The organism is Traorella sp. mt218, from assembly GCF_055420025.1.
The window spans coordinates 1-12835 of record NZ_JBVAYM010000028.1 but is presented as its reverse complement, the minus strand read 5'-3'; the positions used below and the strand labels follow the sequence as shown (position 1 = coordinate 12835).

General features: G+C 37.5%; 15 protein-coding genes. 12 read left to right on the top strand and 3 right to left on the bottom strand.

Going from position 1 to position 12835, the window contains the following annotated elements; translation table 11 throughout:
• The first annotated feature begins 9 nt into the window (after positions 1-9).
• From ACZYT3_RS11295 to ACZYT3_RS11285, 3 genes are read left to right on the top strand one after another with little or no spacing between them, the layout of a single operon-like run.
• Positions 10-1320: a PTS sugar transporter subunit IIC gene (locus ACZYT3_RS11295; protein ID WP_464088723.1), complete on the top strand. Its 1311-nt coding sequence runs from the start codon at positions 10-12 to the stop codon at positions 1318-1320.
• Between the two features lie 15 nt (positions 1321-1335).
• Positions 1336-1653, top strand: a complete 318-nt coding sequence (locus ACZYT3_RS11290) for a PTS sugar transporter subunit IIB (RefSeq protein WP_464088722.1) — start codon at positions 1336-1338, stop codon at positions 1651-1653.
• A gap of 40 nt (positions 1654-1693) precedes the next feature.
• A complete protein-coding gene (locus ACZYT3_RS11285) occupies positions 1694-3085 on the top strand; it encodes a M24 family metallopeptidase (RefSeq protein ID WP_464088721.1) in 1392 nt (463 codons plus the stop codon).
• Positions 3086-3108: 23 nt separating this feature from the next.
• On the opposite strand, the gene ACZYT3_RS11280 is transcribed toward ACZYT3_RS11285, so the two are convergent.
• On the bottom strand, positions 3109-3582 hold the full coding sequence (locus ACZYT3_RS11280; protein WP_294561571.1) for a hypothetical protein: 474 nt from the start codon (positions 3580-3582) through the stop codon (positions 3109-3111).
• A gap of 92 nt (positions 3583-3674) precedes the next feature.
• Here ACZYT3_RS11280 and ACZYT3_RS11275 point away from each other — a divergent pair, with 92 nt between their 5' ends.
• On the top strand, positions 3675-3851 hold the full coding sequence (locus tag ACZYT3_RS11275; protein ID WP_294561570.1) for a FeoB-associated Cys-rich membrane protein: 177 nt from the start codon (positions 3675-3677) through the stop codon (positions 3849-3851).
• 2 nt (positions 3852-3853) lie between these two features.
• Here the strand turns inward: ACZYT3_RS11275 and ACZYT3_RS11270 are convergent, their stop codons facing one another.
• Entirely contained in the window at positions 3854-4948 is a 1095-nt protein-coding gene (locus tag ACZYT3_RS11270; protein WP_464088720.1) for a toxic anion resistance protein, read from the bottom strand.
• Between the two features lie 131 nt (positions 4949-5079).
• Between ACZYT3_RS11270 and ACZYT3_RS11265 the strand changes: the two genes are divergently transcribed.
• The 7 genes from ACZYT3_RS11265 to ACZYT3_RS11235 all read left to right on the top strand — a co-directional run bounded on the left by ACZYT3_RS11265 (position 5080) and on the right by ACZYT3_RS11235 (position 11720).
• Entirely contained in the window at positions 5080-5421 is a 342-nt protein-coding gene (locus tag ACZYT3_RS11265) for a NusG domain II-containing protein (RefSeq protein WP_464088719.1), read from the top strand.
• An 84-nt stretch (positions 5422-5505) separates the two neighbouring features.
• Positions 5506-6990 (top strand): IS1096 element passenger TnpR family protein, encoded by a 1485-nt coding sequence (locus ACZYT3_RS11260; RefSeq protein ID WP_464088718.1) that lies wholly within the window; start codon positions 5506-5508, stop codon positions 6988-6990.
• 13 nt (positions 6991-7003) lie between these two features.
• Positions 7004-7876, top strand: coding sequence for a YitT family protein (locus ACZYT3_RS11255; protein WP_464088717.1), 873 nt, complete (start codon positions 7004-7006; stop codon positions 7874-7876).
• A 2-nt stretch (positions 7877-7878) separates the two neighbouring features.
• Positions 7879-9048, top strand: a complete 1170-nt coding sequence (locus tag ACZYT3_RS11250) for a MalY/PatB family protein (protein ID WP_464088716.1) — start codon at positions 7879-7881, stop codon at positions 9046-9048.
• Positions 9049-9297: 249 nt separating this feature from the next.
• Positions 9298-10443 (top strand): MFS transporter, encoded by a 1146-nt coding sequence (locus ACZYT3_RS11245; RefSeq protein ID WP_464088715.1) that lies wholly within the window; start codon positions 9298-9300, stop codon positions 10441-10443.
• Positions 10424-11176, top strand: coding sequence for an HAD-IIA family hydrolase (locus tag ACZYT3_RS11240; RefSeq protein WP_464088714.1), 753 nt, complete (start codon positions 10424-10426; stop codon positions 11174-11176). The genes ACZYT3_RS11245 and ACZYT3_RS11240 overlap by 20 nt, the downstream gene beginning before the upstream one ends.
• A 28-nt stretch (positions 11177-11204) precedes the next feature.
• Entirely contained in the window at positions 11205-11720 is a 516-nt protein-coding gene (locus ACZYT3_RS11235) for a YqaA family protein (protein ID WP_294561562.1), read from the top strand.
• Here ACZYT3_RS11235 and ACZYT3_RS11230 read toward each other — a convergent pair.
• A complete protein-coding gene (locus ACZYT3_RS11230; protein WP_464088713.1) occupies positions 11661-12278 on the bottom strand; it encodes a gamma-glutamyl-gamma-aminobutyrate hydrolase family protein in 618 nt (205 codons plus the stop codon). The two genes, ACZYT3_RS11235 and ACZYT3_RS11230, sit on opposite strands and share 60 nt — an antisense overlap.
• A gap of 61 nt (positions 12279-12339) precedes the next feature.
• Between ACZYT3_RS11230 and ACZYT3_RS11225 the strand changes: the two genes are divergently transcribed.
• Positions 12340-12835, top strand: a 496-nt coding sequence (locus ACZYT3_RS11225) for a GNAT family N-acetyltransferase (protein ID WP_464088712.1), incomplete at its 3' end; no start/stop codon positions are given.

The window sequence follows — 12835 nt, the reverse complement described above, 5'->3', positions numbered from 1 at the left end:
AGAAAGAAAATGGAAAAAATATCAAATGGCATTGCTAAAATATTAATGCCAATATCAGGGAAATTAGCTCAAAATAAATTTTTAAGAATCATGCTTAATTCATTTTTGAATTGTTTACCATTTATTGTAGTTGGAGCATTCAGCCTGATCTTATCTAAATCACCAGTGGCTTCCAGTAAAATGACAGAAGGAACCTTTTGGTATGATTTTTTCTTAGCATGGGAAACTTTCTGTAATACTTATTTGACTACTTTAGCTTCAATCAATACATATACTATGAATGCTTTATCTTTATTGGTATGTGTATGTATTGGATATAATTATGCGAAAGAAGAAGGATTGTCACAGATTCACTGCTTATTAGTAACCTTAGCAACATTTTTTATAGTAAATGTACCTGCAGTAGAAGGTGGTATCAGTACAGCCTATTTTGGAGGAAGCGGTATGTTTACAGCCATCATTGCTACTTTTGTGTCATTGGTCGTATTTAATAAAGTTGCTAAAAAAGGAATTACAATTATTAAATTGCCGGATACTGTTCCAGCAGGATTAAAAGCTTCAATCAATAATATGGTTCCTATTTTCTGTGCACTACTGACATCAGCTGTTCTGAGTGGTATATTTGTTATTGGAATGGGTGTTACTTTCCCAGAAGCTTTTGCAGGAATTGCGAATGTGATTCAGTTTGGAATGGATAATGTATTTGCAGGAAGCCTTTACTATGGACTGAGTTCCTTATCATGGTGGTTTGGTATCCATGATTCAGCTATTTTATCACTGTTCTCACCAATTATGTTTGCGAATATGGCTGCTAATGCAGAGGCAGTTGCACAAGGCATTCAATGTCCATATATCATAAGTACAGGATTTAAGGCCTTTGTCGCAATTGGAGGATCAGGTGGAACATTAGGATTGGTTCTTTGCTGTTTGAAAAGTAAATCTCCTGAAATTCAGGCAGCTGGAAAAATATCTATCGTTCCGGCACTCTTTGGAATTAATGAACCGATTATCTTTGGTCTGCCAATCATGTTGAATCCGGTTTTCTTAGTACCGTTTGTTCTGTCTGCTGTCTGTCAGACATTATTAAGCTATTTTGTTTTCTCAGTTGGCTGGGTAAATACTCCTGCATTTTACTTAGGTGGTACATCTCCGGAAATATTGAAGCAGCTTTTTGCAACTTCATTTGATATAAGAGCCATTCCTCTTTGGATCGTATTAGTAATCGTACAGATCATTGTATGGAAACCATTCTTAAATGTCTATGAAAAGCAAAAATTAGCAGAAGAGGCTGAATTGGCAGCTTTACAAAATGAAGCCTGAGATTAGGAGGAAAATATGTTAAAAATATTAATTATGTGCATGCAGGGAATGTCAACATCTGTTCTTGAGAACAAGATGCGTGATTCAGCTGTTTCACGAGGCATTGATATTTCTTTGCGAGCAATCCCGACTCACGAATTTAAGGGTGTTGATGATAATGATATTGTTGTTCTAGGACCGCAGGTTAAGTATGCTGAAAAAGATATTCGTAAGAAAATGGATGCCACAGGCGGAGAAAAGATTCCTTTATATGTTATCGAAGCACAGGATTTCGGAATGATGCGTGGAGATGTTGTATTAACAAAGATTTTAAAAGTATTGGAGAAAAAATAGATACAGCGATATATTCGCTGTATCTTTTAAAGGAGATATCATGAAAAAAAATATTATAACATTAGATAAAGTTAAACAGCCATTATATGATTGTACACATAAACCACTTTTACTTGATGATAAAACAATGTCAGAAAGAAAAAGTAACGTCCTGAAAAAAATGCATGAACGAAATTTAGATAAATTAGTAATATATTGTGATGTGGAACACAGTGGAAATTTTGAATATCTGGTAGGCTTCTTTACCCGCTTTGAAGAGGCATTGCTTGTTATGGACAGAGCAGGTAAGTGTGTATTATTTTTAGGAAATGAAAATTTGAATAAAGCTGATAAAGCCAGAATAAAAAATATATCAGTGCATGTTCCGTATTTTTCTTTACCAAATCAGCCGATGAAAAATCAAGAATCATTATCTGGAATACTGAAAAACTATTTTTGTAAAGGTGAACATATAGGTGTAGTCGGGTGGAAAAATTTTACAAGTCCTGTTGATGATAACCGAAAGTTACTAGACATACCAAACTTCATTGTAGAAGCAATTCGTGATTCTATTGGAGCAGAAGGTATCATTGAAAATCATACAGATTTATTTATCGGGGAGAATGGCGTACGAACCGTAAATAATGCGAATGAAATTGCACATTACGAATATGGTGCTTCATTAGCCTCAGATGCAATGCTTGAAGCTATGAACACCATAAAAGAAAATATAAGTGAAATAGAGTTAGGAGCTGTCTTGAATAAGGATGGACAGCATAATAGCGTGGTAACGATTGCAGCGAGTGGCCCTAGATTTATTAAAGGCAATATGTTTCCGACAGATAATAAAGTAAAATTATGTGATGCGGTTTCCTTAACTGTAGGTTATAAGGGAGGATTGTCAAGCAGAGCCGGTTATGCAGTTTATAATAAAGAAGATTTACCTGATAATGTTAATGATTATCTGCAGAAAGTTGCCATTCCATATTATATGGCATATGTAGAATGGCTGGAAACGATTCATATAGGAATGAAAGGTAAAGATCTTTATAAGCGAATAGATACTGTTTTACCAAAAGATCAATATCATTGGTCACTTTGTCCGGGGCATCTGACAGCTGACGAAGAATGGCTTTCTTCACCTGTTTATGAAAATTCAGATGAGATCATAAAAAGTGGTATGATCTTTCAAATTGATATCATACCTTCAGTGGAAGGATATGCCGGTATCAGTGCTGAGAGCACTGTTGCATTGGCTGATGAAACTTTAAGAGAAAAAATTAAGGAAGAATATCCGGATTTATGGAAACGTATTGAAAAAAGAAGAAATTATTTAAAGAGTGAGTTAAATATTATGATAAGTGATGAGATCCTTCCTTTATGTAGTACAGTTGCATATGTAAGGCCTTATTTATTAAATAAAGAGTATGCACTCAAAAAACATAATATATGAAAAAAGCACATTCTATTGTGCTTTTATCTTTTAAAGCTTAAGATGATTCTGGCAATCTGAGCGATGACGGGAACGTTGATGTCCTTATATTCATAAGCTCTGATAATGGAAAATAATTTTCCGACACCCAAATAGATTTCAATGATTGCGAAGATGATTCCCAAAATCACTGAAATGATTCCACGGATACCCATATAAAAGATACCCAATATGAACATATTATCTAACCAAGAGGTTAATGCTGCTGTAAGACCGAAAAATACGGTGATATAATATATGACAGCATTTATCACAAAAAAAGCAAGTGCATTTGCCGCATGGAAATTAACAAAATCACTTTTTCTTTCCAAGATCAGCGCTAAAAGAGGTATGATCCATGCAACACCGCCTAAAGAAGAGGAGATGATGCTGACCATCCATGGAAGAAGATAGACCAGAATTGCTGCCACATTGGCATCTAAATCAAATAAAGATGATTTGTGTGGATCATATTTCATAGAGAAAGCCTCCTTGTAGATATAGTTTAATCGAAATTCATAAGATTTGCAAGTATCTTTGAATCGTGCTATGCTTTCAATAGAGGTGGATTATGACAACTGCTATCGTATTGGTAATACTGCTGGTATGTGTATATTTCGCAATAAGATCTATGAGAAAACAAAAGGGCTGTGGCAGTGGATGCAGCGGTTGTGCGCATGCCGATGGCTGCCCTGCCAAAGCAATCCAACAGTTAGTAGATGAAAGTAAAAGGCGTAAGATCCAATGATCTTATGCCTTTACTGTATTTGTCAGTTTTTCTTTTAATTCGTTTTCGATCCTTCTTAATTCAGCTTCAGCCTGCTGACGTTTCTGCTGACCTTCCGTTTGGATCCTCAATACTTCATCAAGGGTTTCAATCAGATCCTTGTTGGTAGACTGCAGCGTTTCAATATCAACGATACCTCGTTCACTTTCTTTTGCCGTTTCGATCGTTCCTTGCTTCAACATAGCTGAATTGCGTTTCAAAAGCTCGTTTGTCATATCGGTAACCGTACGCTGGGCTTCCATGGCCTGACGGGAATTCTCAATGCCCAATGCCAGCACCATCTGACTTTTCCAAAGAGGAATCGTATTGATCAGAGATGACTGGATCTTTTCCGCCATCAATGTATCATTATTTTGTACCAGACGGATCTGCGGTGCCATCTGAATGCTGATCGTACGTGTCAATTCCAAATCATGCAGCTTCTTTTCGAAGCGATTGCAGAATTCCGCATAATCATTGGCCGCCTGGGCATCTTGAGGCAATCGGGACTGATTTGCTTTTTCCACAAGCTTTGGAAGCTCCTGCTGACGGGCAGTTTCCAATTTGCGCTTGCCGGCTAAAATATACAATGTCAATTCTTTATAATTTTCTAAATTCATCTCATAGAGGTGATCGAGCATCGTGATATCTTTCATCAAAGAAATCTGATGCTTCTCTAAGACAGAAACGACCTTGTCAATATTTGTCTGCGTAGAAGCATAATTGGCCTTGAGCTGTTCGATCCTGGATTTATTGAATAAACTAAAGAAGCCTTTTTTGGCCGGCTTTTCATTTGTTTTCAGCTGTGCGACCAGCTCGCTGAGCGAGTCACCGATCTCACCCAGATCTTTGGTACGAACCTTCTCAAGGGTACTTTCTGAAAAAGAACTGATTTTTGATTGAGCGCTGGCACCGTATTGAAGCACCATATTGGCATCACTGATATCGATCTTTTCAGAAAATTCCTGCACGAGCTTTTCTTCTTCACTTGTTAAGACGATTTCATCCGGCTGATTTACCGTTTCCTGAATTTCTTCTGAATTTGGGTCTAATGTTAATACAGGTAATTTATCTTTCATCTCATATCTCCTATTTTTTTCTTTATTTTATCACGTTATTTTTTATGTGGATAGCTTTATTGAAAAAATTTAAGAGAAACATTTGTATAATTTATAAGAATCAACTATAATCTTATTACTGGAGAAAAATGATGAACAAAAAAGATATAAAATTGATTATAGGATTATTAATCATAGCAATTGCAGGCGTGATCGTATATCAGCTGATCGGCAGCATGCACCATGGCGATATCGGTGTCGTTGAATATCGGGATGAAGTAATTTTGGAATTTGATATAGATGTCGATCAGACATATGAATTCAGCGGCTCTTACGGTGTCATGCATCTGGAGGTCAAGGATTCTAAATTTCGGGTCGTGGATGTTGAATGTCCTAATCACAATTGCGAGCAGATGGGCTGGCATGATAAGGATTCGCTCTCACCTATCGTATGTATGCCAAATGAAGTTATGATCTATACGAAAAGCAGGTAGCTCTGCTTCTTTTTGATTGATTTGAAAAAAAGTAAGTATTTTAATAAAAATATAGTATAATGTACTCAGGATAAAGGAGGATTCATGAAAGCAATTCAACTGAGAATTTCTTTAACAGGAATGAAAAAAAGAGTGATGCGCCGAGTGCTGGTTTCAAAGAAAACAACCTTTGAAGAGTTACATTCCATGATTCAGCTTCTTTTTAATTTAGATGATGTAGAAGCTTATGCGTTTCATGTTAATGATAAATGGATTCAGAAAGATGCCCATCGTAATGTTGAAAAAACATTGGTGCGTATCAAGGAAAAGGAAAGCTTTGATTACTATTATGATAAGATCGATCAGCTTCATTTTATAGTTACTGTTGAGAAGGAGATACAGGCGGATATCGTGCCGATATGTATCAAGGCCGTCGGTAAAAATCTTTATGAGGGTGCCGGCAGCGGTATTGAAGAAGAACTGCAAAGCGATGCGAATCTCGAATGGATCAATAAGATGCTGGCTTCTTTTAAAACGGATCATAGAAGAAGCTTTTATGATGATGTTCAAAAAGAGATCAGCCAGCTTGTGAAAATACGTTTTTTTCAGGATTATATGCATAACCAGATCGTGAAGATCCATCTTCCTTGCAGCAGGGTCGTATATATGGGCTGTGATGCGAGCGAGGATGTCGTCCTGAATTTTCATATCAGTGCCGATAAGCTGGCTCAGTATATGGGCATTAATCAGCAGGCACCTTCGCAGAGCATCATAAAATACCATGACTGTATCGAATTGGCATTATTGAAGAGGACAAGGACGGATCAGCCGGAGGATTTTGACTTAAATGTGGGAAGCTATGGCGGTTTTTTGTGCTATGCCAATGTCAACAGCAATGAAGAGATACCTTATGGATATCGAACGATCTATCTGGAAGCTTTGCATCGCTATGTAAAGACGATTGCTTATTGTGCTGAAAATCAGATCAAATATGAGAGCGGTAAAATGGTCGAATATATATCTGATGCGCAAATTTCTGTCTGTGAGGGAAAGATGAAGGTATTGCGTATTGATTATTTTGATTCATCACGCATCGATCAAATAAAAAAACAGTGTGCAAGAGGTGACGGGGAAGCCATGATAGAGGTCATGACCTTGCCTTTGAAGGATGAGCTTCAGACATTGTGTATCGTGGGCAATGAAGAAGATGGCTTTCAGGATGTTCAGATCTATTGTACTTCATTAAAAACAATGGTGTATGAAATTTATCGGTTATTATTGGCAAGATGGCAGAAATATGGTATTGATCGCAGACTGCTGCTGCGCGATCCGCTGCTTAAAAGTGAACTGGAGGGGCTTGTCGAAGCGTTGGACATCGAATGTGTGCTGACGAATGATATGGCTGCTTTAGATGAAGCTTATTATGCGGAAAATGATATGCTTTACAGAGATGTCGATCCCCGTGAGATCATTGAAATGCTTCTAAAGGAGCTCGGTTTTGATATTCATGAACTGGATCAGGCAGATCTTTCTAAGGAAAATGTTTTAGAGAAGCTGAAGCGTGCCAAAGATCATAAGAAATATAGTTAGAGGGTGAAGAAAAATGAATTGGAAACAGATCAAGCCCTATGTTATCGTCGTATTTGGGTCAAGTTTGTTTGCTTTAGGGGTCAATTTATTGGTTGTGCCGCTGAATCTTTACAGCAGCGGTTTATTAGGAGTTTCTCAGGTATTGCGCTCCATTGTTAATTTAGTCATTTCAAGCCAGTCACAGTATGATTGGTCGGGATATGTTTATTTCGCATTGAATATACCATTATATATCATGGCTTATCGCAGCTTGTCACATCGTTTCTTTTATCTTTCGGTTCTTTCGACGATCGTTCAATCTATCGTGCTGGTCTTGATTCCCATACCGCAGACGCCGCTTTTGGAAGATGCGCTGACAAGTGTTTTGGTAGGCGGTTTGATTGGCGGCATCGGGATTGGTTTATGCTTGAGAGAAGGCGGCAGCGGCGGCGGTTTTGATATTTTGGGCATGTATTATGCCTTAAAGACCAAGGGTGGTTCTGTCGGTCGATTATCACTGATCTTAAATGCTGTTGTTTATGTGATATGTGCTGTTTTATTTGATATTGAAACGGCTATTTATTCGATTCTCTATGTGACCGTTTTTACGCTGGCACTCGATCGTTTTCATACACAGAATATCGCAACCCATGTCATGATCTTTTCACAAAATAAAGAGATCAAGAAAAAGATCATTTCACAGCTTCGCCGAGGGGTGACCTATTGGCATGGCTATGGTGCTTATACGGATCATGATATGGATATCATCGTGACGATTATCTCAAAATATGAGATCTCGGCTTTGAAAAAGCTTGTTTTGGATATGGATGAACATGCCTTCATCGTTATTTCGGAAGGCTTGCATGTCATTGGAAATTATGAAAAGCGTTTATTGAATGAGGAGTAATTATGTACGATTTTGAATCTAAATTGAATCGAAAAAAGACCTTTGCATCAAAATGGATGGTGCGCAACACAAAAAATGAAGAATATCCTGAAGATATCATTCCCCTGAGTGTTGCCGATATGGAATTCAAGGTCATGGATGAAATAAAGGTTGCCTTGCATAAAGCGGTAGATGAAATGGATCCTTATGGTTATCAGGCAGTGAGCGATGCTTATCTGCAAAGCATCGTTTCATGGATGAAGCGTCATCATCATGTCCATGTGGATAAAGATTGGATCGTGCTGAGTCACGGAGTTGTGGAAGCTCTTGTGCGCAGCGTCAAAACATTTACGGAAGAGGGAGATGGAGTGATCATCTTTACTCCTGTCTATCCGCCGTTTTTTAAGGCAGCACGTTCAAATAAGACAAGTGTTGTCGAATGTCCGATGATATTAAAAGATCAGCATTATGAGATTGATTTTGCCTTGTTTGAAAAACAGGCAAAGGAAAAAAATAATAAGGTATTGATTTTATGTTCGCCGCATAATCCGATCGGCAAAGTATTTACACAGGAAGAATTAGCACATATCATTGCGATATGCAAAGCCAATGATATCCTGATCGTCGCAGATGAGATTCATCATGACTGTATCATGGAAGGCTATGTACATACGAATATCTTAAAGTTTTTAAATACCTATGATCAAATTATTTTATGTACCGCTGCCAGTAAATCGTTTAATCTGGCAGGTTTGCAGACAAGCAATATCATCATTCCGAATGAAAAGCTTCGAACAGCTTATATCGGTGAAGATCGTGTTTCGATCAATCCGCTTTCCATGGCAGCAACAGAATGTGCTTATCGATGTGGTGATCAGTGGATCAGAGAAATGATGCATGTTGTCGGCATCAATTATAAAAAAGCATCTGATTTTTTTGCTTCCTGTTTTCCAAAAGCATGGCACAGTGAATTGCAGGGGACTTATTTAATGTGGGTGGACATGCGTGCTTATTTTGAAAATGAAGAAGAAATGTTTTCTTTCTTATATGATGATGCTTGCTTTATCGTAAATAAAGGAAGTACATTTGGGAAGAATGGTGAAGGCTTTATGCGGATCAATTTAGCGCTTCCTACCCGGCAGCTTGAGATTGCTTTACATAGATTATTCGATGCATATAAAAAACGGCAGTAATCATTGATCATTTATGATCATACAATGCAGATGAATAAATGATAAACACTTATTTAATAAAAAAAAGAAAATTTTTAGTTATTTTTTAACCATTTTAGTTTTTTTATGGTATAATAACCACGATAGAGTTATTAAACAAAGGTTGGTACTAAATTTCCCTTTTCATTCATTTCTCATACCAGCTGGTAACTCTATCTTCCCTTATACATAGAACTACTTTGTAGTCATATACTAAAAGCAGGTGAAAACATGAAAAATGTTCGGCTTGCTTTTTTTCTTTACTTTTCATATGTATCGGTAGGATGTATTGCATCTCAACTGATTCCTTTGATCAATGATGCAGGTTATACGGCTTTTGAGAAAAGCATGATTCTTGGCGGAGGTGCCTTATTTTCATTTTTGATGTCTTTGTGGCTGGGAAAAAAGAGTGATGGTCAGGGCCGTTTAAAGCCTTCTTTTTATATCAGTACAAGCTTATATATAGGATTTATGATCCTTTTTTATTTGATTGATTCAATGCTTTTCAAAGCATTTTCCTTAATAGGATTGATTGGTGTTTCACGAACATTGATGAGCAGCTGTGAAACCATTGTTCTGATGGCAAAACCGGATAATTTCGGAAAATATCAAAGCATGGGAGCATTGGGACTTATCAGCGGTTCTTTGCTTTCTGCACAGCTCATGCCTGTCGGTAAGGGAAGCTTGTGTATCCTTTCTTCATTGATCAGCTTCTTTCTGATCTATCAGTGGCCGGAGAAACAAAAGGAAAAGACAGAAATCAAGGTGCAGGATTTTCTGCTTTTATTGAAAAATAAAGAATATATCGGTTATTTAATGATATTTTTCTTTTTGATGCTGATGGGGTTTGCCGATCAATATATCGTTGTTGATAAGATGGTACAGCTGAAAGCTTCCGCAGGAATGATCTCTTTGAAATATGCCTTGCAGGCTTTTATGGAAATACCAATATATTTAAGTATAAAAAAGATCTTTCATAAATTTTCGATTTCTAAGCTCTTGGTATTTTGTACATTGATGAGTGCATTGAAATTTGCTCTCTATGGTTTTGTATCTGTCAGCTATATGATCATTATCGTATCTTTGCTTCAGGTTTTTACGCATCCGATCATCGTCGTCCTTTCTAAAAAGCTCATTGTTGGCTGTACACCTTCTTATTTAGCCGCTTCTTCGCAGATCATCGGTTTTGCGGTGTATTTCGGTATGAGCGGCTTTGTTGCTTCTTTGTTAGGTCAAATGCTTACAGCATGGTTTTCTTTTGATACGGCCTTGTATATTTTCGCCTCATTTGCGCTTTTTCCTTTTCTTATTTGGTATTTTATGAGAAAATATGGTAAAGTAGGTGTGGTGATTAAAAATGAAAACATATCTGATTGATTTAGATGGTACGATGTATCGCGGCAATAGTAATATTGCCGGTGCAAAGGAATTTATAGATAACTGCTTAAAGAATCATATTCCTTTTTTCTTTTTGACAAATAATGCGACTCGGACATTACGGCAAAATGTGGAGCATATGGAAAAATTAGGTTTTAAAGGAATAGAAGAGAAACATTTCTTTACCAGCTCCATGGCGGCAGCACGCATCATGCGTAAGAAAGGCTATGATAAAGCGCAGATGATCGGTATGGATGGATTGGCAGAAGCCTTGCATAACAACGGTTTTGAAATCAGCGAAGAACCGCAATGCTTATTTGTGGGACTTGATAAGCTTGGAAACTATGAGAAATATTCCCATGCGCTGCAGTATCTGTTAAGAGGAGCTATTCTGGTGGGAACGAATGATGACCGGTTATTGGCTCATGGTGATACGTTTCATATCGGAAATGGATCGATTGTTAAGATGTTTGAATATGCCAGTGGGCAGACGTCCATGAAGATCGGCAAGCCACACAGCGCTTTTCTTTATGAAGCTCTTGATTATTATCATCTTTCTAAAGAAGAATGTATCATCATCGGTGATAATCTGGAAACAGATATAGCGTTGGGAACAAATGAGCATGTGGAAACGATCTTGGTGCTTAGCGGCGTCCATCATGAAAAAGATATTGAACGCTTAAAGATCTATCCGGATCGTATCATTCACCGACTGGATGAATTAAATCAGTAAAAGACACATAAAATGAAACAGGTGAGATATGAAATCAGGCTTGTTTCTTTTTATTTATTCAATCTTTAAAGCTTTTTTACCACTTCCTTCACTGGAAGCAGTTTTATTGCCACTTTGTCTTTTATACCCTGATAAAGCTTTTTTCTATTCAATGCTGAGTGGCTTTGGTACCTGTATCGGCGGTCATATCGGCTATGAGATCAGCAACCGTTATGGCAGAAAGGCAGCTTTAAGGTTTGTCAGTGAGGAAATGATGGCATCAGCGGTGGAGAAATTTCAAAAAATGGGTTATTTATATATCATTGTTGGATCTCTTTCCCCGTTTCCTGACTTTATACTTTCCTATGCAGCAGGCATGTTGAAGATGAACCGCTGGGTGTTTATGCTGCTGGATGGGGGATGCCGATGGCTGCGCTCTTTGCTTTTGATTTATTTTTCATCAGTTTTAAATGAATATTTCCACTTTGACCGTTATATGATCATTTTATCGGTTCTGATGCTTTGTTACTTTATGGGCCGATACTTCCTGAAAAAAAGAAGTTAGCAGGAAAGAATCCTTTTCTACTTCAGGATGCCACTGGACCCCCAATATCTGATTCATCTGTATTGCTTCGATCCTTTGGTCACGGCTCATTGCTTTGATCTGGAAGCCTGAAGCAAGCTGATCGATGCATTGATGATGGTCGCTGTAAACAAGGATCTCTTTTTTATTTGATAAGATAACCGGATGTGTTACATTTTGGTGTTGGGATATATGCTGATGAAGCGTACCGCCAAAAAAGACATTGATGACTTGCATTCCTTTGCAGATGCCAAGCAAGGGAAGCTGTCTTTTATGAACATGGTCCACAACCGCAAATTCCATTTCTTCAAGTTTGCATGTATCGATTTTTGTTTCGGGATGTTTTGGCTGATGATATCGCTTAGGATCGATATCGCCGCCTCCGGCTAAGATGAAGCCGTCACATTCATAAAACTGAGTTTCTTCAAACAGAAACAAGGGAATCACATTATACGCTCTCATCTTATCAATCAGATAAGAGGAAAAGACATAGCGGTGCAGGTCTTTGTTAAGACGGGGAAGGATACCTATTTTTATCATACTCTAGTTTATGCATATTTTTTGTTTTGACAACATCTTTGTATTGGTCTAACATAAAAATATGGAAACCAAAAGACTCTTATTAAGAAAATTAAGAAAAAGTGATGCTTATGATATTTATCGGAATATTTTTCATGATAAAAAGGTCTTGCAGACTTTTTTGGGCCGTTATGCAGCAACCTTCGATACGTTTGATTTTGATGGGATGCTGGATTTTTTTGAGAAAAAGTTATTTTGTTATGGGATCGAATTAAAAGAAAACCATGAATGTATCGGCATTATTTTTGAAAATGAGCGTCATGATGAAACAATTGAGATCGGGTATGCCTTATCTTCTGCCTATTGGAATTTAGGATATATGAGCGAAGCGCTGGCGGCTGTCTTAAAGGAATTGATGGAAGAAGAGAAGGGTCATGTTTTTTCTGCGGCTGCTTTCAAAGAGAATGTAGGTTCATGGCGGGTGATGGAGAAGTGCGGCATGAAGTATTCGCATACGGTAAAAGATGAGATCGAATGGCAGGGGAAATCACATGATGTCGTTTATTATGAAATAAAAA

What these genes read in the sequence shown, in the direction of transcription:
- ACZYT3_RS11295 (WP_464088723.1), top strand. Translation starts at nt 10, where the DNA reads ATGGAAAAAATATCAAATGGCATTGCTAAAATATTAATGCCAATATCA.
- ACZYT3_RS11290 (WP_464088722.1), top strand. Translation starts at nt 1,336, where the DNA reads ATGTTAAAAATATTAATTATGTGCATGCAGGGAATGTCAACATCTGTT.
- ACZYT3_RS11285 (WP_464088721.1), top strand. Translation starts at nt 1,694, where the DNA reads ATGAAAAAAAATATTATAACATTAGATAAAGTTAAACAGCCATTATAT.
- ACZYT3_RS11280 (WP_294561571.1), bottom strand. Translation starts at nt 3,582, where the DNA reads ATGAAATATGATCCACACAAATCATCTTTATTTGATTTAGATGCCAAT.
- ACZYT3_RS11275 (WP_294561570.1), top strand. Translation starts at nt 3,675, where the DNA reads ATGACAACTGCTATCGTATTGGTAATACTGCTGGTATGTGTATATTTC.
- ACZYT3_RS11270 (WP_464088720.1), bottom strand. Translation starts at nt 4,948, where the DNA reads ATGAAAGATAAATTACCTGTATTAACATTAGACCCAAATTCAGAAGAA.
- ACZYT3_RS11265 (WP_464088719.1), top strand. Translation starts at nt 5,080, where the DNA reads ATGAACAAAAAAGATATAAAATTGATTATAGGATTATTAATCATAGCA.
- ACZYT3_RS11260 (WP_464088718.1), top strand. Translation starts at nt 5,506, where the DNA reads ATGAAAGCAATTCAACTGAGAATTTCTTTAACAGGAATGAAAAAAAGA.
- ACZYT3_RS11255 (WP_464088717.1), top strand. Translation starts at nt 7,004, where the DNA reads ATGAATTGGAAACAGATCAAGCCCTATGTTATCGTCGTATTTGGGTCA.
- ACZYT3_RS11250 (WP_464088716.1), top strand. Translation starts at nt 7,879, where the DNA reads ATGTACGATTTTGAATCTAAATTGAATCGAAAAAAGACCTTTGCATCA.
- ACZYT3_RS11245 (WP_464088715.1), top strand. Translation starts at nt 9,298, where the DNA reads ATGAAAAATGTTCGGCTTGCTTTTTTTCTTTACTTTTCATATGTATCG.
- ACZYT3_RS11240 (WP_464088714.1), top strand. Translation starts at nt 10,424, where the DNA reads ATGAAAACATATCTGATTGATTTAGATGGTACGATGTATCGCGGCAAT.
- ACZYT3_RS11235 (WP_294561562.1), top strand. Translation starts at nt 11,205, where the DNA reads ATGAAATCAGGCTTGTTTCTTTTTATTTATTCAATCTTTAAAGCTTTT.
- ACZYT3_RS11230 (WP_464088713.1), bottom strand. Translation starts at nt 12,278, where the DNA reads ATGATAAAAATAGGTATCCTTCCCCGTCTTAACAAAGACCTGCACCGC.